Source organism: Streptomyces sp. NBC_00727, assembly GCF_045161745.1.
GTDB lineage: Bacteria > Actinomycetota > Actinomycetes > Streptomycetales > Streptomycetaceae > Streptomyces.
The window spans coordinates 1,139,587-1,165,472 of sequence record NZ_CP108981.1 but is presented as its reverse complement, the minus strand read 5'-3'; the positions used below and the strand labels follow the sequence as shown (position 1 = coordinate 1,165,472).

Here is a 25,886-nt window from a genome sequence, read left to right as displayed (position 1 = left end):
GCGTCGCAGGGCTGTGGACAACCGGCGTGGGGGGCGGCCCCCTGCCGGATCGCACTCGCGCGCGCTAGAGTCCGGAACTCAGGGACGTTACTGATCAGTAAGGGGTTCGGCTATGCGGCTCGGCATCAATCTCGGTTACTGGGGCGCGGGGATGGACGGCGACAACCTCGCCGTCGCGCAGGAGGCCGACCGGCTCGGCTACGACGTCTGCTGGGCGGCCGAGGCGTACGGCTCCGACGCCCCGACCGTGCTGGCCTGGGTGGCCGCGCAGACCGAGTCCATCGACGTGGGGTCGGCGATCCTGCAGATCCCCGCGCGCCAGCCCGCGATGACGGCCATGACCGCGGCCACGCTCGACTCCCTGTCCGGCGGCCGGTTCCGCCTCGGCCTCGGCGTGTCGGGCCCGCAGGTCTCCGAGGGCTGGTACGGCGTCAAGTTCGACAAGCCGCTGGCCCGCACCCGGGAGTACGTGGACATCGTCCGCAAGGCGATGACCCGCGAGCGGCTGTCGTACGAGGGCGAGCACTGGACGCTCCCGCTGCCGGACGGCCCGGGCAAGCCGCTCAAGCTCACCGTGCACCCGCAGCGCGAGCACATCCCGCTCTACATCGCCGCGATCGGCCCGAAGAACCTGGAGCAGACCGGCGAGATCGCCGACGGCGCGCTGCTGATCTTCCCGTCAGCCGAGCACCTGGAGGAGACCGCGGTCAGCCACCTGCGGGCCGGCCGGGAGAAGGCGGGGAAGACGATGGAGGGCTTCGACGTCTGCCCGACCGTGCCGCTCGCCGTCGGCGACGACATCCCCGGCCTCGCGGACATGTTCCGCCCGTACACCGCGCTGTACGTCGGCGGCATGGGCAGCGCCAAGCAGAACTTCTACAACCGGCTCGCCCAGCGCATGGGATACGAGAAGGAGGCCGCCGAGATCCAGGAGAAGTACCTCTCCGGCGACAAGAGCGGCGCGGCGGCCGCCGTCCCGCACCGGCTGATCGACCAGACGACGCTGCTCGGCTCCGTGGACCGTATCGCCGAGCGCATGCAGGCGTACGCGGAGGTGGGGGTCACGACGCTGACCCTGGCGCCGGCCGGCTTCACGCTCGACGAGCGGATCGCCGCGCTCCGGGCCGGCACGGACGCGCTGGAGCGTGCCGGGCTCGCGTAACCGGGAGAGGTTCTGCGGCCGTGGTGGGGGCTCGGGGGGTCCTCCCCGCCACGGCCGTCACGCGGAACAACGCGGGTGGCGCGGCCGGGTTACGGGTCCACGCAGAAACGGTTCGCCCGGAACAGCCCCACCCCCCGGCCGGCCTCCCCGCCCCGGGCGCCGCCCGTTCGGCCGAGCCGCCACCCGCTCCTGTTGCCCGACCCGGCCCCGCGCATTTGACTGGCGCTCGGCGACGCCGGCACGGAGGTGGCAGTGATGCTCTCGGCAAAGAACCTGTTCCAGGAGATCCTCGACAACGACGACTCGTTCCGGCTGTTCTGCTCCATCGCGGCCAGCGGCGAGTCCCAGGGCGGCTGGGAGAACGGGCGGATCGCGGCCCTCGTCCCCGCGAGCCAGCGCCCGCTGGCCCCCAGGATCGCCCGGCACGGAGCCGACGAGGACAAGCACGGCAGGATCTTCAACGCCCTGCTCAAGAAGCGCGGCCTGGCCCCCGCGCCCGTTCCGCCCGACACCGACTACACGATGCTCCTCGAACGGCTCGGCATCGGCCTCGCGCACGAGCAGCTCGGCCGCGACGACCCCCTGACCGAGCGCGACATCATCACCTATCTGGCCCACAGCCGGGTGACCGAACAGCGCGCGTCCGAGCAGATGCGGCTGCTGAACAAGCACTTCGCCGACCACCCCGAGCTCGGCCGCGCGGTCCGGATGATCTCGAACGACGAGGACAACCACCTGGCGTACTGCCACGAGGAGCTGCTGCGCCTCGCGCGGGCCGGGCACGGCCGCACGATCCAGCACATCCTGCGCGAGTGCGCGCTCGCAGAGATCCGCGTCTACCGCGGCGTCAGCCTCGCCGTCATGGACCACATGGGCCGGGTGCTCGGCTGGTCCCGCGCGAAGGCCGCCGTGCTCGCCGCGGGCATCCACGCCATGTACGCGTACGAGCGCCTCGGCGGCTGGCGGCGCATGGTCAGCCTGGCACCGCCCGCCCGGCGCGACGCCCTCGGCGGGCCCGCGACGCCCGCGCCCGAGTACGCCTGAGCCCTGGGGTCAGAGCCAGCCGCGCCGCTTGAACTGGCGGTACAGGCCCATGACCGCACCCGCCATCAGCAGCAGCACCAACGGGTACGACCCGACCCACCGCAGCTCCGGCATGTGCTCGAAGTTCATGCCGTAGATCCCCGCGACCATCGTCGGGACCGCGGCCATCGCCGCCCACGCGGAGATCTTGCGCATGTCGTCGTTCTGCCGCACCCCCATCTGCGCGAGATGCGCGGACAGGATGTCCGAGAGCAGCCGGTCAAGACCCTCCACCTGCTCGTTGGCCCGGGTCAGATGGTCCTGGACGTCCCGGAAGAACGGCTGCGCGTGCTCCTGGACGAACGGCACCCCGGCGCTCGCCAGCCGGGCCATCGGCGCGGCCAGCGGGACCGTCGCCCGGCGGAACTCCAGCACCTGGCGCTTGAAGGTGTAGATGCGGGCCGCGGTGTTCTTGGAGTCGTCCGTACCGCTCGGCGCGAAGACCTGGGTCTCCAGCTCCTCCAGGTCGACCTGGAGCTCGCCCGCCACGTCTATGTAGTGGTCCACGATCGCGTCGCTCACCGCGTACAGGACCGCCGTCGGCCCGTGCTTCAGCACCTCCGGATCGGCCTCCAGACGGCGGCGTACGGCGGCCAGCGGCGCGCCCTCGCCGTGCCGCACGGTCACGACGAACGAGTCGCCCATGAACACCATCAGCTCGTGCGTGGTGACCGCGTCGCTGTCGTGGTCGTACAGGACCGGTTTGATCACCGCGAACAGCGAGTCGTCGTACACCTCCAGTTTCGGCCGCTGGTGGGCGGAGAGGGCGTCCTCCACCGCCAGCGGGTGCAGCCCGAACTCGTTGCTGACGAGGTCGAACTCCTTCTCCGTCGGCTCGTGGAGGCCGATCCAGAGGAACGCGTCGCCGGACTCCCGCGCCTCGGCGAGGGCGTCGGAGAAGTCGGCGGGGCCCTCGGTGCGGCGTCCGTCGCGGTAGATGGCGCAGTCGACAATCACGGCGCGCATTGTTCCCTGCTTACGGCCCGGTATGCACCTCTGCCGGGGTGTCGCGCGCCCGCCGGGACGCCGGAGCGGGCCCGTACGCTGGAACGCATGCCCACCCTGATCCTCGTACGCCACGGACGCTCCACCGCCAACACGGCCGGAGTGCTCGCGGGCCGGACGCCCGGAGTCGCCCTCGACGAACGCGGCGCCGCGCAGGCCGCCGCACTCCCCGGACGGCTGGCCGCGCTGCCGCTCGCCGCAGCCGTCAGCAGCCCCCTGCAACGCTGCCGGGAGACCCTGGCGCCCCTGCTGGACGCCCGCCCGGACCTGCCGCTGCACATCGAGGAGCGGATCAGTGAGTGCGACTACGGCGACTGGTCCGGCCGCAAGCTCGCCGAGCTCACCGACGAACCGCTGATGACCGTGGTCCAGCAGCACCCCTCCGCCGCCGCGTTTCCCGGCGGCGAGTCGATGCGCGCGATGCAGGCCCGAGCCGTCGACGCCGTACGGGAGTGGAACGCGCGGATCGAGGCGGAGCACGGCGACAACGCCGTCTACGTCATGTGCTCGCACGGCGACATCATCAAGTCCCTCGTCGCCGACGCGCTCGGCACGCATCTGGACCTCTTCCAGCGCGTCCACGCCGACCCGTGCTCGGTCACCGCGATCCGCTACACCCGGCTGCGCCCCTATCTGCTGCGCCTCGGTGACACGGGCGACCTCGCCGGACTCGCGCCCCGCGAACCGGGCCCGGACGACGGCGCCGGGCAGGACGCGGCGGTAGGGGGCGGCGCTGGGGCGCCGTGATCGCCGCGCGCAGTAGGGTGGTCGCGCCGTAGAACGCTTTCCGAGGCTCCGGCCCCACCCTCATCTGCCGTCGACTCTCAAGGGAGACAGGACGTGTCCCGTCAGGTGTTCCTCTACGACCCACCGGACCGCTTCGTGGCCGGTACGGTCGGGCTGCCTGGACGCCGTACGTTCTTCCTGCAGGCATCCTCAGGCGGACGTGTCACCAGCGTGGCCCTGGAGAAGACCCAGGTCGCCGCCCTCGCCGAGCGCGTCGACGAACTGCTCGACGAGGTCGTACGCCGCACCGGCGGCAACTCCCCGGTGCCCGCGGTCGCCCCGATGGACGTCACCGACACCGCGCCCCTCGACAACCCCGTCGAGGAGGAGTTCCGCGTCGGCACCATGGCGCTCGCCTGGGACGGCGAGGAGCAGCGCATGATCGTCGAGGCCCAGGCCCTGGTCGAGCTGGACGCCGACTCCGTCGAGGACCTCGCCGAGGCCGAGGAGCGGCTGCTCCAGGACGAGGAGAACGGCCCGCCGATGCTCCGCGTCCGGCTCACCGGCGCCCAGGCCCGCGCCTTCGCCAAGCGCGCCCTGGACGTGGTGAACGCGGGCCGTCCGCCGTGCCCCCTGTGCAGCCTGCCGCTCGACCCGGAAGGACACGTATGCCCGCGCCAGAACGGATACCGCCGGGGCGCCTGACCGACGCCGAGCGGGTCGCCCTGCTGGCCGAGGGCACGCTCACCGTCCTCGGGCAGGTCCGCGGGGCGTCCAACGCGGTGCTGTACTGCTCCGTCGCCCACGAGGGCGAGGAGGCGACTTGCGTGTACAAGCCGGTGGCCGGCGAACAGCCGCTCTGGGACTTCCCTGACGGCACCCTCGCCCAGCGCGAGGTGGCCGCCTACGAGATCTCCGAGGCCATGGGCTGGGGCCTGGTGCCGCCCACCGTGCTGCGGGACGGGCCGTACGGCCAGGGCATGTGCCAGCTCTGGATCGAGGCCGAGGAGCCGGGCGAGGACGAGCCCGGGCTGCTCGCGCTCGTCGAGGAGGAGGAGCCCGGCGAAGGCTGGAAGGCCGTGGCGTTCGCCGAGGTGGGGGAGGGGAGGACCGCCCTGCTGGTGCACGCGGACGACCCGCGGCTGCGGCGGCTCGCCGTGCTGGACGCGGTGATCAACAACGGCGACCGCAAGGGCGGGCACCTGCTGCCCGCACCCGGCGGCCGGCTCTACGGCATCGACCACGGCGTGACCTTCAACGCCGACGACAAGCTGCGCACCCTGCTCTGGGGCTGGGCGGGCGAACCCCTGACCGCCGAGGCCGTCGAGGTCCTCGACCGCCTCTCCGCGGAACTGGAGCCCGGGGCCACCCTGGTCACCCGGCTGGCCGAACTCATCACGGCGGCCGAGATCGACGCCCTGCGGGCCCGGGTGGACGCCCTGCGGGCGACCGGGCTGCACCGGGAGCCGAGCGGTGAGTGGCCCGCCATTCCCTGGCCGCCGGTCTGACGGCCGGTGCGCCCCGATGCACGTAGGGCGCGGCGGCGCAAGAGTGCCTCTTCGGTCAGGATCGCCCCTCCGGTTCGTATCCGGAAGCCGCATCCGGTTACGCTCGTGGCATGCATGCCTGGCCCGCTTCTGAGGTCCCCGCCCTGCCCGGCAAGGGCCGCGACCTTCGGATCCACGACACCGCGACCGGCGGACGGATCACCCTTGACCCCGGTCCCGTCGCCCGCATCTACGTCTGCGGCATCACGCCGTACGACGCGACCCATATGGGTCATGCGGCGACCTACAACGCGTTCGACCTCGTGCAACGCGTGTGGCTCGACACCAAGCGGCAGGTTCACTACGTCCAGAACGTGACGGACGTGGACGACCCCTTGCTGGAGCGGGCCGTGCGCGACGGACAGGACTGGACCGAGCTCGCCGAGCGCGAGACGGCCCTGTTCCGGGAGGACATGACCGCGCTGCGCATGCTCCCGCCGCGCCACTACATCGGGGCCGTCGAGGCGATACCCGGCATCGTGCCGCTCGTCGAACGGCTCCGCGACGCGGGCGCTGCCTACGAACTCGACGGCGACGTCTACTTCTCCGTCGACGCCGACCCGCACTTCGGCGAGGTCTCCAACCTCGACGCCGAGGCGATGCGGCTGCTCTCCGCCGAACGCGGCGGCGACCCGGAGCGCCCCGGCAAGAAGAACCCGCTCGACCCCATGCTCTGGATGGCCGCCCGCGAGGGCGAGCCGAGCTGGGACGGCGGCTCCCTCGGCGCCGGCCGGCCCGGCTGGCACATCGAGTGCGTGGCCATCGCCCTGGACCACCTCGGCATGGGCTTCGACGTCCAGGGAGGCGGCTCCGACCTCGCCTTCCCGCACCACGAGATGGGCGCCTCGCACGCCCAGGTGCTCACCGGCGAGCACCCCTTCGCGCAGGCGTACGTGCACGCCGGCATGGTCGCCCTGGACGGCGAGAAGATGTCCAAGTCCAAGGGCAACCTGGTCTTCGTCTCGGCGCTGCGCCGCGACGGCGTGGACCCGGCCGCGATCCGCCTGGCCCTCCTCGCCCACCACTACCGCTCCGACTGGGAGTGGACCGACCAGGTGCTCGCCGACGCCGTGGCCCGGCTCGACCGCTGGCGCGCCGCCGTCTCCCGCCCCGACGGGCTGTCCGCCGACGCCCTGGTCGAGGAGGTCCGCGCGGCCCTCGCCGACGACCTGGACGCCCCGGCCGCGCTGGCCGCCGTCGACCGCTGGGCCGAACGGCAGACCGCCGAGGGCGGTACGGACGAGGGGGCGCCCGGCCTCGTCTCCCGTACCGTGGACGCCCTGCTCGGTGTGGCCCTGTAGCTCCTTCTTCGTAACTCTCCGTCGTGGCAGCCGACTTCACCGGCCCCGGACTTCTTCATGAAGTTCGGGGCCGGTTCCGTTTTGTCCATGGTCAAATGCTCGGTGCTGCGCTAAAAGCGCTCTATGCAATCATCAACGCGCATCAGATCGGCGGTAGTTGCAGCGCTGCTGGGGCTGCTCGCCGTACTCACCGGGCCGGGCGCCGCCCGCGCCGACGACATGGCCGAGCCCGCCGGGACGACGGTCGGCGACCTCACCGGCTTCGCGGCCGACGGGGCCGTGTACCGCCTGACGGCGGGGGCGGCCAAGGCCCGGGTCAGCTTCGTCTCCGAGGAGACCTTCCGTATCGAACTCGCCCCCGACGGCACCTTCCAGGACCCGGCCGGCGACGCCATCGTCCTGCCGCAGGGCACCCCGCCCCGCACCCGCTGGAAGGAGCGCGGCGACCGCTACGAGCTGTCCACCCGCAGCGTCACCCTCCGTGTCTACAAGTCGCCTCTGCGGTTCGCCCTGTACCGGGCCGACGGCAGCCAGGTCTGGTCCGAGGCGAAGGGGCTGAGCTGGGACGCCGACCAGACCACGCAGACCCTCGCGCGCGGCGCCGACGAGCAGTTCTACGGCGCCGGCATGCAGAACGGCCGGGGCAACACCTCGCACCGCGGCAAGACCGTCGAGGTGGGCGTCGACTACAACTGGGACGACGGCGGCCACCCCAACTCGGTGCCGTTCTACCTCTCATCGGCCGGCTACGGCGTCTTCCGCAACACCTTCGCGCCCGGCACCTACGCCTTCAACGACCCGGTGACCACCAGCGAGAAGGAACAGCGCTTCGACGCCTACTACTTCGCGGGCGACAGCGCCAAGGACGTCATCGGCCAGTACACGCAGCTCACCGGCAAGCCGTTCCTGCCGCCCGTGTACGGCATGGAGATCGGTGACGCCGACTGCTACCTGCACAACGCCAACCGGGGCGAGCGCCACACCCTGGACGCGCTGGAGGTCGCCGACGGCTACCTCGACAACGACATGCCCAACGGCTGGATGCTCGTCAACGACGGCTACGGCTGCGGCTACGAGAACCTCGCCGAGACCGCGAAGGGCCTCCAGGACCGCGGCATGCAGACCGGCCTCTGGACCGAGGACGGCATCGACAAGCTCGGCGACCAGGTGAAGGCCGGCCAGCGCGTCGCCAAGCTGGACGTCGCCTGGGTCGGCGCGGGCTACAAGTTCGCCCTCGACGGCTGCAAGGACGCCTACCAGGGCATCGAGGCCAACAGCGACGCCCGCGGCTTCACGTACGCCCCCGAGAGCTGGGCCGGCGCGCAGCGCTGCGGGGTCCAGTGGTCCGGCGACCAGTACGGCACCTGGGACTACATCCGCTGGCAGATCCCGACCTACGCGGGCGCCACCATGTCCGGTCTCGCCTACACCACGGGCGACGTCGACGGCATCTTCGGCGGCAGCGCCAAGACGTACACCCGTGACCTCCAGTGGAAGATGTTCCTGGGGACCACGATGACCATGGACGGCTGGGCGGCCAGCGACAAGCAGCCCTTCCGCTACGGCGAGCCGTACACCTCCGTCAACCGCGACTACCTCAAGCTCAAGGAGTCGCTGCTGCCCTACCAGTACTCCTACGCGCACGAGGCGACCAAGACCGGCGTCGGCATGGTCCGGCCGCTCGTCCTGGAGTACCCGGACGACCCGAAGGCCGCGACCGACGCCGCGAAGTACGAGTTCATGTCGGGCGAGGACTTCCTCGTCGCCCCGGTCTACGAGGACAGCACCGAGCGCGACGGCATCTACCTGCCGAAGGGCACCTGGACCGACTACTGGACCGGGCGCACCTACCAGGGCCCCGTCACCCTCGACGACTACAGCGCCCCGCTCGACACCCTGCCGCTGTTCGTGAGGGCCGGGGCGAGCGTGCCGATGTGGCCGGGCATCCGCTCGTACACCGACCGCACCGCCTCATCCCCGCTCGCCTGGGACATCTACCCGCAGGGCCGCTCCTCGTTCACGCTGTACGAGGACGACGGCGTCACCCGTGAACACCGCGACGGCGCGTACGCCACCCAGACCGCCGACGTCCGCGCACCCGCCCGGGGCTCCGGCGACGTGACCGTGGACATCGGAGCGAGCAAGGGCACGTTCGACGGCAAGCAGCGCAGCCGCCCGTACGAGTTCACCGTGCACACCGGCTCCGAGCCGAGCGCGGTCCAGCTCAAGGGCAAGCTGCCCCGGCTCACCTCGGCCGCCGCGTACGCCGAGGCGAAGCAGGGCTGGTTCTACGACCGGGACGACCGCGGCGGCGTGGTGAAGATCAAGACCGCACCGCTGCCCACGGACCGGAAGTTCTCCGTGAAGCTCAAGCACACCAGCGCGGTCGGCGGCCGGAACGCCGCCGCCACGGCCACCGTCACCGCCCCGCGCGGCCAGGAGACCGGCGCGGGCGCCCCGAGCACCGTCGCCGTCGACGTCACCGCCGGCAAGGCCGACGTCACGGACGCGACCGTCACCCTCGACGTCCCCGAGGGCTGGCGGGCCACCCCCGCCGCGCCCGTGAAGCGGATACCGGCGGGCACCACCCGCCGCGTCGAGGTCCAGGTCACCCCGGCGAGGGACGCGAAGGCCGGCGAGGCGCGGCTGACCGCCCTCGCGCGCTACCGGTCGGCGGGCGAGTCCCGCACCGCCACGGAGCGGCTGGCGGTCACCGTCATGCCGGCGCCGCCCAGCGGTGAGACCTGGGCGAGCGACATGGAGTGGCTGAACGCGGCCAACGGCTACGGCCCCGCCGAACGCGACCGCAGCAACGGCGAGTCGGGCGCGGCCGACGGACACCCGCTCACGCTGGCCGGGAAGACGTACGAGAAGGGGATCGGCACCCACGCCGACTCCGACATCGAGGTCTACCTCGGCGGGCAGTGCTCCCGGTTCACCGCGGACGCCGGCATCGACGACGAGATCAACGGGTACGGCGAGGTCGCGTTCTCCGTCGAGGCGGACGGCAAGGTGCTGTGGACCTCGCCGAAGGTGACCGGGGCGTCGGAGACCGTACCGGTCGACGTGGCGCTCGACGGCGCGCGGCACGTGCGCCTGAAGGTCACGGACACCAACGGGTCCAAGACCGGTGACCACGGCGACTGGGCCTCGGCGCGCTTCAGCTGTTCCTGAATGGCCGTCACACAGCGAAGGAGCCGGGCGGGTTCGCACCCGCCCGGCTCCGTGCCGCGCTCAGTCCTGCGACGGGGAGCCGTCGGGACCGTCGTCGTCCGTGCGCGGATCGCTGTCCTCCGTACGGCCGTCGTCCGCGCCGTCGCCGGGCCCGTCGGACGGCGGCCTTACGGGACCCGGCTGCCCCGGACCGCCCGGCTGCCCCGGACCGGCCTCCGGCCGGCCCGGCTTCGGCGGTCTGGTCCGGCCGCTCGACGTGTCGCGGAGGTATGTCGCGTCCCCGCTCTCCGTGGCGTGCCCGCCGGGCGGCTGGCCCGGGCCCGGGTCGCGGCGGCGCAGATAGCGCTCGAACTCCCGGGCGATCGCCTCGCCGCTCGCCTCGGGCAGCTCCGCGGTGTCCCGGGCCTCCTCAAGGGTCTGCACGTACTCGGCCACCTCGCTGTCCTCGGCGGCCAGCTGGTCGACCCCGACCTGCCAGGCGCGCGCGTCCTCCGGCAGTTCACCGAGCGGGATGCGCAGCCCGAGCAGGTCCTCGAGCCGGTTCAGCAGGGCCAGCGTCGCCTTGGGGTTGGGCGGCTGCGACACGTAGTGCGGCACCGCCGCCCACAGGCTCACCGCGGGCACGCCCGCGTGCGTGCACGCCTCCTGGAGGATGCCGACGATGCCGGTCGGGCCCTCGTACCTGGTCTCCTCCAGGTCCATGGTGCGCGCCAGATCGGGGTCGGACGTCACACCGCTGACCGGGACCGGGCGGGTGTGCGGGGTGTCGCCGAGCAGCGCACCGAGCACCACCACCATCTCGACGCCCAGTTCGTGCGCGAAGCCCAGGATCTCGTTGCAGAACGAGCGCCAGCGCATGGACGGCTCGATGCCCCGGACCAGGACGAGATCGCGGGGCTTGTCCCCACCGATGCGGACCACGGAGAGCCGGGTCGTCGGCCAGGTGATCTTGCGCACCCCGCCGTCCAGCCACACCGTCGGGCGGTTGACCTGGAAGTCGTAGTAGTCCTCGGCGTCGAGCGCCGCGAACACCTCGCCCTTCCACTCCCGGTCCAGATGCGCGACCGCCGTGGAGGCGGCGTCACCTGCGTCGTTCCACCCCTCGAACGCGGCCACCATGACCGGGTCGATCAGCTCGGGAACCCCCTCGAGCTCGATCACCCAGGCCTCCTTCCGAAGTTCCCTTGCGTACGGAACAACCTTACGGCTTTCGGCCTCCCGGACCGCAGCCCCCGTGCACGGCCGGGTGAACCCGGCGCATCGGGGTGCGTAAGCGCGTCCGATGGGCATCGGCCCCCGATACATCCGAGCTGTCGACGGAAAATTCGCTCCTGTCTCTGGACTTGCGGCCTCAGCGGCCGCTATACATCGGATGACCGGAACAGAGGTCCGATGTTATTTCCCCTGGGGGCGCGCATGAGTCAGACCGTCACGGACTTCGAGGTCCACGACATCCGTTTTCCGACCTCGGAACAACTGGACGGCTCGGACGCCATGAACCCCGACCCCGACTACTCCGCCGCCTACGTCGTCCTGCGGACCGACGCCGCCGGTGCGGACGGCGCCCCGGTCGAGGGGCACGGCTTCTGCTTCACCATCGGCCGGGGCAACGAGGTCATGACCGCCGCCATCGAGGCACTGCGCCCCCATCTGACCGGGCGGCCCGTGCCGCGTACCGCAGCCGACCTGGGCGCCCTGTACCGGGACCTCACGCACGACTCCCAACTCCGCTGGCTCGGGCCCGAGAAGGGCGTGATGCACATGGCGGCCGGCGCGGTGGTCAACGCCGCCTGGGACCTGGCGGCCACCCTCGCGGGCAGACCCGTCTGGCAGTTCCTGGCGGAGATGACGCCCGAGGAGCTGGTCTCCCTCGTCGACTTCCGCTACCTCACCGACGCCCTCACCCCCGACGAGGCCCTGGCCATCCTGCGCGCCGCCGAACCGGGCCGCGCCGACCGCGCCGCCCGGCTGCGCGCCGAGGGCTACCCCGCGTACACCACCTCGCCCGGCTGGCTCGGCTACTCCGACGACAAGCTCGTCCGGCTCGCCAAGCAGGCCGTCGCCGACGGCTTCACCCAGATCAAACTCAAGGTCGGCGGCCGGGTCGACGACGACGTCCGCCGGATGGCGCTCGCCCGCGAGGCCGTCGGCCCCGGCGTCCGCATCGCCGTCGACGCCAACCAGCGCTGGGACGTCGCCGACGCCGTCGCCCGGATGACCGAGCTCGCCCCGTACGACCCGCACTGGATCGAGGAGCCCACCAGCCCCGACGACGTACTCGGCCACGCCGCCGTGCGCGCCGGACAGCCGGTCAAGGTGGCCACAGGCGAACACGTCGCCAACCGGGTCGTGTTCAAGCAACTGCTCCAGGCCGGGGCCGTCGACTTCGTCCAGATCGACGCCGCACGCGTGGCCGGCGTCAACGAGAACCTGGCGATCCTGCTGCTCGCCGCCAAGTACGGCGTCCCGGTCTGCCCGCACGCCGGCGGCGTCGGGCTGTGCGAACTCGTCCAGCACCTCTCGATGTTCGACTTCGTCGCCGTCTCCGGCACCTGGGAGGACCGGGTCATCGAGTACGTCGACCACCTCCACGAGCACTTCACCGACCCCGCCGTCATCGCGAACGGCCGCTACACCGCCCCGGCCGCCCCCGGCTTCTCCGCCAGGATGCGCCCCGAGTCGATCGCCGCACACCGCTACCCGCAGGGCCCCGTCTGGCAGGCCCGCCGCACACAGAAGGAGGAGAGCCGATGACCGGCACACGCGACTTCCAGGGGATGAACGCCCTGGTGACGGGCGGCGCATCCGGCATCGGGGCCGCCGTCACCACCCTGCTCATGGAACGCGGGGCACGCGTCGCCGTCCTCGACCGGGACACCACGGGCGCGCCCGGCGGCGCCCTCGCCGTCGAGGCCGACGTCACCGACGACGCGGCCGTGCGCGCCGCGGTCGACCGGGCCGCCGCCGAACTGGGCTCCCTGCACACCCTCGTCTCCAACGCGGGCATCGGCGCCATCGGCACCGTCGAGGACAACGACGACGCCGAGTGGGCCCGGGTCCTCGACATCAACGTCCTCGGCATGGTCCGCGCCGCCCGGCACGCCCTGCCGCACCTGCGCCGGGCCGCCGCCGAGCGCCCCGGCGCCGTATCCATCACCCACACCTGCTCCATCGCCGCCACCGCCGGGCTGCCCCAGCGCGCCCTGTACGGCGCGAGCAAGGGCGCCGTCCTCTCACTCACCCTCGCCATGGCCGCCGACCACGTCCGCGAGGGAATCCGCGTCAACTGCGTCAACCCGGGCACCGCCGACACCCCGTGGATCGGCCGGCTGCTCGACCGGGCGGACGACCCGGCCGCCGAACGTGCCGCCCTCAACGCCCGCCAGCCACTGGGCCGGCTGGTCTCCGCCGACGAGGTGGCCGCCGCGATCGTCTACCTCGCCGGCCCGGCCGCGGCCTCCGTGACGGGCACCGCCCTGGCCGTCGACGGCGGGATGCAGGGCCTGCGCCTGCGCCCCGCCGGCAGCTGAACCCGCACCGCAGTCCGAGCCGCGACGCCGTCATCCGCGTCGACCGGGTCACCTGGATCGTCCTCGCGATCGGCGGCCTGCTCGCGGCCTTCGCCGGCATCAGCCGCAAGGGCGGCCGGGGCACGCTGTTCGGCGCCCTCCGGCGTTTACTTCCGGCCCCTCCGGGCGGGCCGTATCAGCCCCTCCGGCGTTTGAGGAGCGGGGCCCGGGGCAGAGCCCCGCAACCTACAGCGTCGACCGCAACCACTGCTCCACGCTAGCCACGTGCACCGTCGCCCACGCCCGCGCAGCCTCCGCATCGCGATCCCGCAGCGCCGCCACAATCGCCCGGTGCTCATGCAGCGTCCGGCTCACCGCGTCCTCCTGGGTCAGCCCGCGCCACACCCGTGCCCGCGTCGTGGGCCCGGAGAGGCCGTCCAGCAGTGAGCAGAGCACCGAATTGCCGGACGACTGGACGATGCCCCGGTGGAAGTCCAGATCGCAGGCGACCAGCTCCTCCACCGAAGGCCGCTCGCCCAGCGCGTCGAGCTGCGCGCTCAGCGCGTCCAGCTGCTCCTCGCCGATCCGGCTCGCCGCCATCGCCGTCGCGGCCGGCTCCAGGATCCGGCGCACCGCCAGGAACTCCAGCACGGTGTCGTCGCGGTGGAAGTCCACGACGAAGCTCAGCGCCTCGAGCAGCAACTGCGGGTCGAGACTGGTGACATACGTGCCGTCGCCCTGGCGGACGTCGAGAATGCGGATCAGCGAGAGCGCGCGCACCGCCTCCCGCAGCGAGTTGCGGGAAAGCCCCAGCTCCGAGGCGAGTTCGCTCTCCTTGGGGAGACGATCGCCGGGCCGTAGCGCACCCGAGACGATCATTCCCTTGATCTTCTCGATGGCCTCGTCGGTGACAGCCATGGGCGACCTCCAGACATCCGATGTATCGCCCCATTATGCGGCCACGACAAGGGCCGGTACGACCGTCGGACCAATGCATGGCCCGCCCGGCCGTCCGGCCCGTCCCCTCTCAGCCGCGACGCTCGCCGAGGACCTGCTCCACACCGGCCCGGACGTCGTCCGTCGCCAGGCCCCGGATCGTCAGCGTCGTCCGCCGCCGCAGCACGTCGTCCGCCGTCTCGGCCCACTCGTGGTCCCGGGCGTAGGCGACCTGCGCCCAGATCTCCGGCGCGTCCGGGTGGACCCGCTCGGCCAGCGCCGGGTTCTCGTTGGCCAGCCGGGCGATGTCGAACGCGAGCGAACCGTAGTGCGTGGCCAGGTGCCGCGCGGTGTCGGCGGCCATCCGCGGACCGGGCGACCCGCCGTCCACCAGCAGTCGGTGCGCCACCGCGTTCGGGCTGGCGATCCCGGGCAGCGGCAGCTTCCTCGGCAGCCGGGCCATCGGCTCCATGTCCTCCGCCAGCGGGTGCCCCGGAAGCGCGGCCAGCTTGTTCATCACCGTACGGCCGATGTGCCGGAACGTCGTCCACTTGCCGCCCGCGACCGACAGCATCCCGCCCCGGCCCTCGGTCACGACCGTCTCGCGCTTGGCCTTCGAGGTGTCGCCCGGCCCGCCCGGCAGCACCCGCAGCCCCGCGAAGGAGTAAGTGATCAGGTCCCGCGACAGCTGCTGGTCGCGCACCGAGAACGCCGCCTCGTCCAGGATCTGCGCGGTGTCCATCTCGGTCACCGCGACATCCGCCGGGTCGCCCTCGTACTCCTCGTCCGTCGTGCCGAGGAGCAGCATGTCCTCCCACGGCAGGGCGAACGTGATGCGGTACTTGTCGATCGGGGTCGCCAGCGCGGCCTTCCACGGCCGGGTCCGCTTCAGCACCAGGTGGGCGCCCTTGGACAGGCGTATGGAGGGCGCCGCGTTCGGGTCCTCCATCTTCCGCAGGTGGTCCACCCACGGCCCGGTCGCGTTGAGCACCAGCCGGGCGGTCACCCCGAACTCCGTACCGTCCATGGAGTCCCGCAGCTCGGCGCCCGTCACCCGGCCGCGGGTGAACCGCAGCCCGGTCACCGCCGCGTGGTTCAGGACCACCGCGCCCGCGTCGACGGCCGCGCGGACCGTCATCAGCGCCATCCGCGCGTCGTTCATCTGGTCGTCGCCGTAGACCGCGACGGCCTTGAGGTTCTCCGTACGCAGCTCCGGCACGTCGCGCGCCGCCCGCGACGGGCTGATCACATGGCCGACGCCGTCACCGAAGGCGGACAGCGCCGAGTACGCGAACACGCCCGCGCCGAGCTTCGCCGCGCCGTGCGGCCCGCCCTTGTACACCGGCAGGTAGAAGGTGAGCGGGTTGGCCAGGTGCGGGGCGACCTGGCGGGAGACCGCACGGCGCTCGAAGTGGTTCTCCGCCACCAGCTTCACCGCGCCGGTCTGCAGATAGCGCAGACCGCCGTGGAGCAGCTTGGAGGAGGCGGAGGAGGTGGCGCCGGCGAAGTCGCCGGCGTCCACCAGCGCCACCCGCAGCCCGGACTGCGCGGCGTGCCAGGCGGTGGAGATGCCCAGAATGCCGCCGCCGATCACCAGGAGGTCGTACGTCGCCTTGGAGAGCTGCTCCCGGGTCTCGGCACGGCTCGGGAGGGAGCCGGAGGCCGGATGCGTCCCGAGGGCGGGGACGCTCTGCAGGGTGGTCATGGTGTCTACTCCTCGTCGTCCAGCCAGCCCATGGTGCGTTCCACGGCCTTGAGCCAGCTCTTGTACTCGCGGGCGCGGGTGTCCGCGTCCATGCGGGGGGTCCACTCGGCGGCCCGGCGCCAGTTGGCGCGCAGCGCGTCGGTGTCCGGCCAGAAGCCGACGGCCAGGCCGGCGGCGTAGGCGGCGCCGAGGCAGGTGGTCTCGGCGACCATCGGCCGCACCACGGGCGCGTCCAGGAAGTCGGCGAGCGTCTGCATCAGCAGGTTGTTGGAGGTCATTCCGCCGTCGACCTTGAGCGCGGTCAGCTCGACACCGGAGTCCTTGGTCATGGCGTCGCTGATCTCACGCGTCTGCCAGGCGGTGGCCTCAAGCACGGCACGGGCGATGTGCGCCTTGGTGACGTAGCGGGTGAGGCCGGCGATGACACCGCGGGCGTCGGGGCGCCAGTACGGGGCGAACAGGCCGGAGAACGCCGGCACGAAGTACGCGCCGCCGTTGTCCTCGACCGAGGAGGCCAGGGTCTCGATCTCGGCCGCGGACTGGATGAGCCCCATCTGGTCGCGCATCCACTGGACCAGCGAACCGGTGACGGCGATCGACCCCTCCAGGGCGTACACCGCCTTCTGGTCGCCGATCCGGTAGCCGACCGTGGTCAGCAGCCCGTTGTAGGAGTTGACGGGCGTCTCACCGGTGTTCATCAGCATGAAGGTGCCGGTGCCGTACGTGGACTTGGCATCGCCCTCGGCGAAACACGTCTGGCCGAACAGCGCCGCCTGCTGGTCGCCCAGCGCGGAGGCCACCGGCACGCCTTCGAGCACGCCGCCCTTGGCGTTGCCGTACACCTCGGCGGAGGAGCGGATCTCGGGCAGCACGGCCATGGGCACGCCGATGGACGAACAGATCTTCTCGTCCCACTGCATGGTGTGCAGGTTCATCAGTAGCGTGCGCGAGGCGTTGGTGACGTCGGTGACGTGGACGCCGCCTTCGGTGCCGCCGGTCAGGTTCCAGATGACCCAGGAGTCCATGGTGCCGAAGAGGATGTCGCCGCGCTCGGCCCGCTCGCGCAGCCCCTCGACGTTGTCGAGCAGCCAGCGCACCTTCGGCCCGGCGAAGTACGAGGCGAGCGGCAGCCCGGTCTCGCGGCGGAAGCGGTCCTGGCCGACGTTGCGGCCGAGCTCCCTGCAGAGCCCGTCCGTACGGGTGTCCTGCCAGACGAGGGCGTTGTGGACGGGCTCACCGGTGTGCTTGTCCCACAGCAGGGTGGTCTCGCGCTGGTTGGTGATGCCGATCGCCTTGACGTCGGCGGCGGTGATGCCCGCCTTCACGATCGCTCCGGCGACGACTTCCTGGACGTTCTCCCAGATCTCGGCCGCGTCATGTTCGACCCAGCCCGGCTTGGGGAAGATCTGCTCGTGCTCCTTCTGGTCGACGGAGACGATCCGTCCGTCCTTGTCGAAGACGATGCAGCGGCTGGAGGTCGTGCCTTGGTCGATGGCCGCGATGAACGGCCCGGTGCCGTGGCTGCCGGTGGTGTGTGCGTCTGTCACGGTGTGCTCCCGGAGGTCTGTGTGGGGTGGTGTGGGGACGGGCTAGGCGAACGCGAGGTTGTAGAGCCCGCCCGCGAGTGCGCCGCCGATCAGCGGTCCGACTACGGGGACCCACGCGTAGCCCCAGTCGGAGCCGCCCTTGTTCGGCAGCGGAAGCAGCGCGTGCACGATACGCGGACCGAGGTCGCGGACCGGGTTGATCGCGTACCCCGTCGGGCCGCCGAGCGACAGGCCGATGCCGACGACCACCAGGGCGGTGATGAGCGCGCCCAGCGCGCCGAGCCCGTTGCCGTCGTCGTTGAGGCCCTGGGTGAGGATGGCGAGCACCAGCACGATCGTGGCGATGACCTCGGTGAGGACGTTCTGCACGGCGTTGCGGATCTCGGGGCCCGTCGAGAAGACACCGAGCACCGGCCCTGCCTTGGGGGCCGCGGCCTGGTCGACCATGCCCTCCTCACCCGAATGGGCGCGCAGGACCTCCGGATCGTTGAGGTGCGCCCGGAACTGCCCGTAGTAGGTCAGCCAGACCAGCACCGCGCCGATCATCGCGCCGAGGAGCTCGGAGGCGAGGTAGAGCGGTACGTCGCTCCACTTCGTGCCGCCCTCGATCGCCAGGCCGATGGTGACGGCGGGGTTGAGATGCGCCCCCGACACGCCGCCGGCGATGTACGCGCCGGTCAGTACCGCGAAGCCCCACCCGAAGGTGATGGCGACCCAGCCGGCGTTCTGCGCCTTCGAGTGCTTGAGCGTGACGGCGGCACAGACACCGCCGCCGAGCAGGATGAGTACGGCGGTACCGATGGTCTCGCCGATGAAGATGTCGGAGCTGGACACCCGCGACTCCTTTGTCCTTCGTCCAGGGAAGCCGAACCCCGGGTCCCTCCGGTGGTCCGCGCCCTCGTGTGAGGGCTTGGCCGGCCCGTGGCACGGTCACACCCTAACGCTAATTTCCGTTAAGTGTTCGACAATGCCGACCGGTGAACGGCAGTGTTTCTCCCGGGAAGGGCAGCGTCAAGAGGGGTGTGACGTACGAATCGATCGTTACGGGGATCGCCGGCCCGGTACGCGGCCGTGCGCGCCGCCCCGGGCGGGCGCCTCAGAAGCGCCTGGCGCCCAGGTCCCGGGAGACCGCGCGGGCGCAGTCGCGTACCGCCGCGACCAGCTCGGGGCGCAGCTCCCCGTCCTTGCAGACCCGCTCCACCGCGCCGGTGACGGCGATGGCTCCCACCGGCATCCGGCGGCGGTCGTGGATCGGGGCGGCCACCGCTGCCACGCCCTCCCAGGTCTCCTCCACGTCGGAGCCCCAGCCCCGGGCCCGGACCACGTCGAGCACCGTCTCGAAGCCCTCCGGGTCCGTGACCGTCCGGGGTGTGAACGACTGCCGCCCGGTCTCCATGGCCTCGGTGTGCGCCACCGGGTCGTACGCGGCCAGCACCTTGCCCAGGGCCGTGGAGTGCAGCGGCTGCATGGCCCCCACCTCCAGCACCTGGCGGCTGTCGTCGGGGCGGAAGACGTGGTGGACGATCAGCACGCCCTGCTGGTGCAGGACGCCCAGGTGGACGCTCTCGCCGCTGGACCGGGCCAGGTCGTCCGTCCAGACCAGGGCGCGGGCCCGCAGCTCGTGGACGTCGAGATAGCTGTTGCCCAGGCGCAGCAGCTCCGCACCCAGCTGGTAGCGGCCGGAGGCGGCGTCCTGCTCGACGAAGCCCTCGTGCTGGAGCGTGCGCAGGATGCCGTGTGCGGTGCCCTTGGCCAGGCCCAGTGAGGAGGCGATGTCGGACAGCCCCAGCCGCCGCTCGCCGCCTGCCAGCAGGCGCAGCATCGCGGCCGCCCGCTCCAGCGACTGGATGTTCTTGGCCATCGCGCCGTACTCCTCCACCTTGTTCGACAATGCTGAACACTATCGGTCGATGCCGACCCGCGCTCGACCGCAGGGGAAGTCCGCGGCACCCCGCCACGCCGGAACCCCCCGTCAACAGGATGCCGTCCGGCTCGTGGGACAGAGTGACGGCCCAGGTCGCCGCCCGGCTACCCTGACCGGGTGCGCCTTCCGCCGAAGACGCAAAGCCGACAGCCGTCGCATCCCAGGGAGAACATCCATGGCCTCGTCGCCGACCCCTTCCGCCGACAGCCGGAACCGAGCCGCAGCCCTCCGTGAGGCGCTCGCCACCCGCGTGGTGGTGGCCGACGGTGCCATGGGCACCATGCTCCAGGCCCAGGACCCCACACTCGCGGACTTCGAGGACCTCGAAGGCTGCAACGAGATCCTCAACCTCACCCGGCCGGACATCGTGCGCTCGGTGCACGAGGCGTACTTCGCCGTCGGCGTCGACTGCGTCGAGACCAACACCTTCGGCGCCAACACGGCGGCCCTCGGCGAGTACGACATCCCCGAGCGGGTCCAGGAGCTGTCCGAGGCCGGCGCGCGGATCGCCCGCGAGGTCGCCGACGAGTTCACCGCGTCCACCGGGGAGCAGCGCTGGGTGCTCGGCTCCATGGGCCCCGGCACCAAGCTGCCGACCCTCGGCCACGTCCCGTACGCCACCATCCGCGACGGCTTCCAGGCGAACGCCGAGGGCCTGATCGCCGGCGGTGCCGACGCGCTCATCGTCGAGACGACCCAGGACCTCCTGCAGACCAAGTCCGCGATCCTCGGCGCCCGCCGCGCCCTGGACGCCCTGGGCAGCGACCTGCCGCTGCTGTGCTCGCTGGCCTTCGAGACCACCGGCACCATGCTCCTCGGCTCCGAGATCGGCGCGGCCCTGACCGCCCTGGAGCCCCTCGGCATCGACATGATCGGCCTGAACTGCTCGACCGGTCCGGCCGAGATGAGCGAGCACCTGCGCTACCTCACCCGCCACTCCCGCATCCCGCTGCTCTGCATGCCCAACGCCGGACTGCCGGTCCTCACCAAGGACGGCGCGCACTTCCCGCTCGACGCCGAGGGCCTGGCCGACGCGCAGGAGACGTTCGTCCAGGAGTACGGCCTCTCGCTGGTCGGCGGCTGCTGCGGTACGACCCCGGAGCACCTGCGCCAGGTCGTCGAGCGCGTACGCGGCACCGCCCCGGCCGCCCGCGACCCGCGCCCCGAGCCCGGCGCCGCCTCGCTCTACCAGAGCGTCCCCTTCCGCCAGGACACCGCGTACCTGGCGATCGGCGAGCGCACGAACGCCAACGGGTCCAAGAAGTTCCGCGAAGCCATGCTGGAGGGCCGCTGGGACGACTGCGTGGAGATGGCCCGCGACCAGATCCGCGAAGGCGCGCACATGCTCGACCTGTGCGTCGACTACGTCGGCCGCGACGGCGTCGCCGACATGGAGGAGCTGGCCGGCCGCTTCGCCACCGCCTCCACCCTGCCGATCGTCCTGGACTCCACCGAGCTGCCCGTGCTCCGGGCCGGGCTGGAGAAGCTGGGCGGCCGCGCGGTCCTCAACTCCGTCAACTACGAGGACGGCGACGGGCCCGAGTCCCGCTTCGTCAAGGTCACCCGGCTGGCCGCCGAGCACGGCGCCGCGCTCATCGCGCTGACCATCGACGAGGAGGGCCAGGCCCGCACCGCCGAGCACAAGGTCGCCATCGCCGAACGGCTCATCGAGGACCTGACCGGCAACTGGGGCATCCAGGAGTCGGACATCCTCATCGACACCCTGACCTTCACCATCTGCACCGGCCAGGAGGAGTCCCGCAAGGACGGCGTCGCCACCATCGAGGCGATCCGCGAGCTGAAGAAGCGCCACCCGGACGTGCAGACCACGCTCGGCCTCTCCAACATCTCCTTCGGCCTCAACCCGGCCGCCCGCGTCGTGCTGAACTCGGTCTTCCTGGACGAGTGCGTCAAGGCGGGACTCGACTCCGCCATCGTGCACGCCTCGAAGATCCTGCCGATCGCCCGGCTGGAGGAGGAGCAGGTCAAGGTCGCCCTCGACCTCGTCTACGACCGCCGCGCCGAGGGCTACGACCCCCTGCAGAAGCTCATGGAGCTCTTCGAGGGCGTCAACATGAAGTCGATGAAGGAGGGCAAGGCCGAGGAACTGCTCGCCCTCCCGCTCGACGAGCGCCTCCAGCGCCGCATCATCGACGGCGAGAAGAACGGCCTGGAGGACGACCTCGCCGAGGCCCTGAAGGACACGCCCGCGCTCGACATCGTCAACAACACCCTCCTGGCGGGCATGAAGGTCGTCGGCGAGCTCTTCGGCTCCGGCCAGATGCAGCTGCCGTTCGTCCTCCAGTCCGCCGAGGTCATGAAGACCGCCGTGGCCTACCTCGAACCGCACATGGAGAAGTCGGACGCCGAGGGCAAGGGCACCATCGTCCTGGCCACCGTCCGCGGCGACGTCCACGACATCGGCAAGAACCTCGTCGACATCATCCTGTCCAACAACGGGTTCAACGTCGTCAACATCGGCATCAAGCAGCCCGTCTCCGCGATCCTGGAGGCCGCCGAGGAGCACAAGGCGGACGTCATCGGGATGTCCGGCCTCCTCGTCAAGTCCACCGTGATCATGAAGGAGAACCTGGAGGAGCTGAACCAGCGCAAGCTGGCAGCCGACTACCCGGTGATCCTCGGCGGCGCCGCCCTGACCCGCGCCTACGTCGAGCAGGACCTCCACGAGATCTACGAGGGCGAGGTCCGCTACGCCCGCGACGCGTTCGAGGGCCTGCGCCTCATGGACGCGCTCATCGCCGTCAAGCGCGGCGTCCCCGGCGCCATCCTGCCCGAGCTGAAGCAGCGCCGCGTCCCCCAGCGCGACACCGCCGTCCTGGAGGTGAACGAGCCGGAGGAGGGCGTCCGCTCCGACGTCTCCGTCACCAACCCGGTGCCCACCCCGCCGTTCCGGGGCAGCCGCGTCGTCAAGGGCATCCAGCTCAAGGAGTACGCCTCCTGGCTGGACGAGGGCGCCCTCTTCAAGGGCCAGTGGGGCCTCAAGCAGACGAGGGCCGGCGACGGACCCACGTACGAGGAGCTCGCCGAGAGCGAGGGCCGCCCGCGTCTGCGCGGCCTGCTCGACCGGCTCCAGACGGAGAACCTGCTGGAAGCGGCCGTCGTCTACGGCTACTACCCCTGCGTCTCCAAGGGTGACGACCTGATCCTGCTCCACGAGGACGGCTCCGAGCGCACCCGCTTCACCTTCCCGCGCCAGCGCCGCGGCCGCCGCCTCTGCCTGGCGGACTTCTTCCGCCCCGAGGAGTCCGGCGAGACGGACGTGATCGGCCTCCAGGTCGTCACCGTCGGCTCACGGATCGGCACCGAGACCGCCAAGCTCTTCGAGGCCAACGCCTACCGCGACTACCTGGAGCTGCACGGGCTCTCCGTCCAGCTGGCCGAGGCCCTGGCCGAGTACTGGCACGCCCGGGTCCGCTCGGAGCTGGGCTTCGCGGGGGAGGACCCGGCGGACGTCGAGGACATGTTCGCCCTGAAGTACCGGGGCGCGCGCTTCTCGCTGGGCTACGGCGCCTGCCCGGACCTGGAGGACCGCGCCAAGATCGCGGACCTGCTCCAGCCCGAGCGGATCGGCGTCCACCTCTCCGAGGAGTTCCAGCTCCACCCCGAGCAGTCCACCGACGCGATCGTCATCCACCACCCCGAGGCGAAGTATTTCAACGCGCGGTAGGACTCCGTTCGACGCGTCGTAGCGGATCACGTCGTACACTGGTCGGTCCAGCGCAGGCCGGTCGCCCATCCTCCGGGACGGGTGGCCGGCCTTCTCGTCCCTCATGGAAGGTGTGCCGGATGACCAGTACGGTTCCCGCGTCCCTGACCCGTACGGCGGAGGGCGCTGCCCTCCAGGCCGTCTTTCTCGACATGGACGGCACCCTGGTCGACACCGAGGGCTTCTGGTGGGACGTCGAGGTGGAGGTCTTCGCCGACCTCGGTCACCGGCTGGACGAGGCATGGCGCGAGGTGGTCGTCGGCGGGCCGATGACCCGCAGCGCCGGCTACCTCATGGAGGCCACCGGCGCCGACGTCACGCTCGACGAGCTCACCGTGCTGCTCAACGACCGGTTCGAGAAGCGCATCGGCCGGGGCGCCCCCCTGATGCCCGGCGCCGCCCGCCTCCTCGCGGAGCTGCGCCGGCACGAGATCCCCACCGCCCTCGTCTCCGCCTCGCACCGCCGCATCATCGACCGGGTCCTCGACTCGGTGGGCCACCACCACTTCGGGCTCACCGTCGCGGGCGACGAGGTCTCCCGGACGAAGCCGCACCCCGAGCCCTACCTCACCGCCGCGCACGGCTTCGGCGTCGACCCCCGGCTGTGCGCCGTCATCGAGGACACCGCGACCGGGGTCGCCGCCGCCGAGGCCGCCGGATGCCGGGTGGTCGCCGTGCCCTCGGTCTCCCCGATCGCGGCCGCCGAGGGCCGGGTCGTCGTGACATCGCTGGAAGAAGTGAATCTCACATTCCTCCGGAGACTCATCAACTGAATGCGCCGGGACGGGCACCGAGAGTATTCCTGTGAATGAAAGGAAAAGCTCTCACGGTGGCCGTGCGAAAGAATTCTGCACGACCCCGGTCCGATATTCCGGAACGCGCCCGCTAATGTCTTTCTCCCCGAACCGATGAGGGAGAACGGCCAACCATGAAACGGAAGACCCTGGTGCTGCCGGCCGTCGCGGGCCTCCTTGCGCCCGTGCTCGCCGGCTGCGGCGCGACGGACGGCGGCAGCACCACAACCGGCGCGATCGTCGTCGGCACCACGGACCGGATCGCCGCGTCCGCGGGCGCCCCCGCGCCGCTCGACCCGGCCGTCGGCTATGAGGCGGGCGTCTGGAACGTCCTGCGGCAGACCGTGCAGACCCTGATGACCACCCCGCGCGGCGGCGGCCGCCCGGTCCCCGAGGCGGCCGAGAGCTGCGCCTTCACGGACCGCGAGAGCGAGAGCTACCGCTGCAGGCTGCGCGCCGGCCTCACCTTCTCGGACGGGAGCCCCGTCACCGCCGACGACGTCAAGTACTCCATCGACCGCGTCCTGCGCATCAAGTCCGCCAACGGGCCCGCCGCCCTCCTCGACAACATCGACACCGTCGAGACCACCGGCGCCCGCGAGGTCGTCTTCCACCTGAAGACCCCGGACGCCACCTTCCCGTACAAGCTCGCCACCCCGCCCGCCGGAATCGTCCCGCGCGACCAGTACCCCGCGAATTCCGCCCGCAGCGGATTCCAGGTGGACGGTTCGGGGCCGTACACCATGAAACCGGAAGTGAAATCCGGCCGTGTCGTGAAAATCGCCTTCACCAGGAACCCCCATTACCGGGGGAGTCACGAGGTGCGCAGCGACGACGTCGAACTCGATCTCTTCCCCGACGCCGCCGCCATGGGCAAGGCGCTGGACGACAGGAAGATCGACATGATGGCCCGCACCATGTCGTCCGACCGCGCTCAGCAGCTGCTCGCGAAGCCCGAGGACGGTGTCCGCCTCACCGAGACGCCCGGACTCGCCATCAGCTACCTCGGCTTCGACACCGAGGACCCCGCCGTCGGCAACAAGGCCGTCCGGCAGGCCATCGCCCAGATCGTCGACCGCGGCCGGATCGCGAGCCAGGTCTACGGCACCACCGTCGAGCCGCTGTACTCCCTGATCCCGACCGGGATCACCGCACACGCCAACGCGTTCTACAGCACCTACGGCGAACCCAGCACCGAGAAGGCCGCCGCCCTCCTCAAGAAGGCCGAGGTCCGCACGCCGGTGCGCTTCACGCTGCACTACACGAACGACCACTACGGCCGGGACACCGCCACCGAGTTCGAGACGCTGAAGAAGCAGCTCAACGACACCGGACTCTTCGACGTCACCACCGAGGGCACCCCCTGGGCCCGCTACCGCCCCGCCGAACTCCGCGGCGACTACGCCGTCTACGGCATGGGCTGGTTCCCCGACTTCCCGGACCCCGACAACTACACGGCGCCCTTCCTCGGCCGGGACAACTTCCTCGGCTCGCCCTACACCTCCACCGAGGCCCGCCGCCTGATCGCGGACTCCCGCCGCAAGGCCGACCGCGGAGGAGTCGCGCCCGCCTTCGAACGGCTCCAGGACATCGTCGCCCGGGACGTGCCCGTCCTCCCGATCTGGCAGGGCAAGCAGTACGTCGCCGCAGTGGACGGCCTCAGCGGCGTGGAATGGGCGGTCGACTCCAGCGCCGACCTGCGCCTCTGGGAGCTGGGCCGGGGCACCGGCTGAGCCCGGGCACCCC

General features: G+C 71.5%; 19 protein-coding genes and 1 pseudogene. 13 read left to right on the top strand and 7 right to left on the bottom strand.

Features of this window, described 5'->3' with window-relative positions; genetic code table 11:
* Positions 1-112: 112 nt before the first annotated feature.
* Together OG242_RS05045 and OG242_RS05040 are read left to right on the top strand one after the other, a co-directional pair.
* On the top strand, positions 113-1,162 hold the full coding sequence (locus OG242_RS05045; protein WP_405896989.1) for an LLM class F420-dependent oxidoreductase: 1,050 nt from the start codon (positions 113-115) through the stop codon (positions 1,160-1,162).
* Positions 1,163-1,417: 255 nt separating this feature from the next.
* The gene (locus OG242_RS05040; protein ID WP_405896988.1) at positions 1,418-2,206 is read left to right on the top strand and encodes a ferritin-like domain-containing protein; all 789 of its coding nucleotides are present in this window, start codon (positions 1,418-1,420) and stop codon (positions 2,204-2,206) included.
* Between the two features lie 9 nt (positions 2,207-2,215).
* Here OG242_RS05040 and corA read toward each other — a convergent pair whose 3' ends face one another.
* Positions 2,216-3,211, bottom strand: coding sequence for a magnesium/cobalt transporter CorA (corA, locus tag OG242_RS05035; protein WP_405896987.1), 996 nt, complete (start codon positions 3,209-3,211; stop codon positions 2,216-2,218).
* An 87-nt stretch (positions 3,212-3,298) separates the two neighbouring features.
* Here corA and OG242_RS05030 point away from each other — a divergent pair, with 87 nt between their 5' ends.
* The 5 genes from OG242_RS05030 (at position 3,299) to OG242_RS05010 (ending at position 9,998) form a co-directional block, all read left to right on the top strand.
* Positions 3,299-3,997 carry a histidine phosphatase family protein gene (locus tag OG242_RS05030; RefSeq protein WP_405896986.1) on the top strand — a complete coding sequence of 233 codons (699 nt, stop codon included), beginning with the start codon at positions 3,299-3,301 and terminating at the stop codon, positions 3,995-3,997.
* A 93-nt stretch (positions 3,998-4,090) separates the two neighbouring features.
* Positions 4,091-4,681, top strand: a complete 591-nt coding sequence (locus tag OG242_RS05025) for a DUF3090 domain-containing protein (RefSeq protein ID WP_405896985.1) — start codon at positions 4,091-4,093, stop codon at positions 4,679-4,681.
* On the top strand, positions 4,645-5,484 hold the full coding sequence (locus OG242_RS05020) for an SCO1664 family protein (RefSeq protein WP_405896984.1): 840 nt from the start codon (positions 4,645-4,647) through the stop codon (positions 5,482-5,484). The genes OG242_RS05025 and OG242_RS05020 overlap by 37 nt, the downstream gene beginning before the upstream one ends.
* 110 nt (positions 5,485-5,594) lie before the next feature.
* Positions 5,595-6,824: a cysteine--1-D-myo-inosityl 2-amino-2-deoxy-alpha-D-glucopyranoside ligase gene (mshC, locus tag OG242_RS05015; protein ID WP_405896983.1), complete on the top strand. Its 1,230-nt coding sequence runs from the start codon at positions 5,595-5,597 to the stop codon at positions 6,822-6,824.
* A 123-nt stretch (positions 6,825-6,947) separates the two neighbouring features.
* Positions 6,948-9,998 carry an NPCBM/NEW2 domain-containing protein gene (locus OG242_RS05010; protein WP_405896982.1) on the top strand — a complete coding sequence of 1,017 codons (3,051 nt, stop codon included), beginning with the start codon at positions 6,948-6,950 and terminating at the stop codon, positions 9,996-9,998.
* Positions 9,999-10,058: 60 nt separating this feature from the next.
* On the opposite strand, the gene OG242_RS05005 is transcribed toward OG242_RS05010, so the two are convergent.
* A complete protein-coding gene (locus tag OG242_RS05005; RefSeq protein ID WP_405896981.1) occupies positions 10,059-11,159 on the bottom strand; it encodes a PAC2 family protein in 1,101 nt (366 codons plus the stop codon).
* Positions 11,160-11,414: 255 nt separating this feature from the next.
* Here OG242_RS05005 and OG242_RS05000 point away from each other — a divergent pair, with 255 nt between their 5' ends.
* The 3 genes and pseudogenes from OG242_RS05000 to OG242_RS04990 all read left to right on the top strand — a co-directional run.
* Positions 11,415-12,752 carry an enolase C-terminal domain-like protein gene (locus OG242_RS05000; RefSeq protein WP_405896980.1) on the top strand — a complete coding sequence of 446 codons (1,338 nt, stop codon included), beginning with the start codon at positions 11,415-11,417 and terminating at the stop codon, positions 12,750-12,752.
* On the top strand, positions 12,749-13,528 hold the full coding sequence (locus tag OG242_RS04995) for an SDR family NAD(P)-dependent oxidoreductase (protein ID WP_405896979.1): 780 nt from the start codon (positions 12,749-12,751) through the stop codon (positions 13,526-13,528). The genes OG242_RS05000 and OG242_RS04995 overlap by 4 nt, the downstream gene beginning before the upstream one ends.
* 17 nt (positions 13,529-13,545) lie before the next feature.
* Positions 13,546-13,680 (top strand): annotated as a pseudogene (locus tag OG242_RS04990) (ABC transporter permease); the annotation flags it as partial.
* Between the two features lie 73 nt (positions 13,681-13,753).
* Here OG242_RS04990 and OG242_RS04985 read toward each other — a convergent pair.
* The 5 genes from OG242_RS04985 to OG242_RS04965 all read right to left on the bottom strand — a co-directional run bounded on the left by OG242_RS04985 (position 13,754) and on the right by OG242_RS04965 (position 19,556).
* Positions 13,754-14,425 carry a FadR/GntR family transcriptional regulator gene (locus OG242_RS04985; RefSeq protein WP_405896978.1) on the bottom strand — a complete coding sequence of 224 codons (672 nt, stop codon included), beginning with the start codon at positions 14,423-14,425 and terminating at the stop codon, positions 13,754-13,756.
* Positions 14,426-14,534: 109 nt separating this feature from the next.
* On the bottom strand, positions 14,535-16,148 hold the full coding sequence (locus tag OG242_RS04980; RefSeq protein WP_405896977.1) for an FAD-dependent oxidoreductase: 1,614 nt from the start codon (positions 16,146-16,148) through the stop codon (positions 14,535-14,537).
* A gap of 5 nt (positions 16,149-16,153) precedes the next feature.
* A complete protein-coding gene (gene glpK / locus OG242_RS04975; protein ID WP_405896976.1) occupies positions 16,154-17,695 on the bottom strand; it encodes a glycerol kinase GlpK in 1,542 nt (513 codons plus the stop codon).
* Positions 17,696-17,737: 42 nt separating this feature from the next.
* On the bottom strand, positions 17,738-18,529 hold the full coding sequence (locus tag OG242_RS04970; RefSeq protein ID WP_405896975.1) for an MIP/aquaporin family protein: 792 nt from the start codon (positions 18,527-18,529) through the stop codon (positions 17,738-17,740).
* 262 nt (positions 18,530-18,791) lie between these two features.
* Positions 18,792-19,556 carry an IclR family transcriptional regulator gene (locus tag OG242_RS04965; RefSeq protein WP_405901509.1) on the bottom strand — a complete coding sequence of 255 codons (765 nt, stop codon included), beginning with the start codon at positions 19,554-19,556 and terminating at the stop codon, positions 18,792-18,794.
* Positions 19,557-19,794: 238 nt separating this feature from the next.
* Between OG242_RS04965 and metH the strand changes: the two genes are divergently transcribed.
* The 3 genes from metH to OG242_RS04950 all read left to right on the top strand — a co-directional run bounded on the left by metH (position 19,795) and on the right by OG242_RS04950 (position 25,873).
* Positions 19,795-23,307 carry a methionine synthase gene (gene metH, locus OG242_RS04960; RefSeq protein WP_405896974.1) on the top strand — a complete coding sequence of 1,171 codons (3,513 nt, stop codon included), beginning with the start codon at positions 19,795-19,797 and terminating at the stop codon, positions 23,305-23,307.
* A gap of 119 nt (positions 23,308-23,426) precedes the next feature.
* Entirely contained in the window at positions 23,427-24,119 is a 693-nt protein-coding gene (locus OG242_RS04955) for an HAD family hydrolase (protein WP_405896973.1), read from the top strand.
* Between the two features lie 155 nt (positions 24,120-24,274).
* The gene (locus OG242_RS04950) at positions 24,275-25,873 is read left to right on the top strand and encodes an ABC transporter substrate-binding protein (protein ID WP_405896972.1); all 1,599 of its coding nucleotides are present in this window, start codon (positions 24,275-24,277) and stop codon (positions 25,871-25,873) included.
* Positions 25,874-25,886 lie beyond the last annotated feature (13 nt).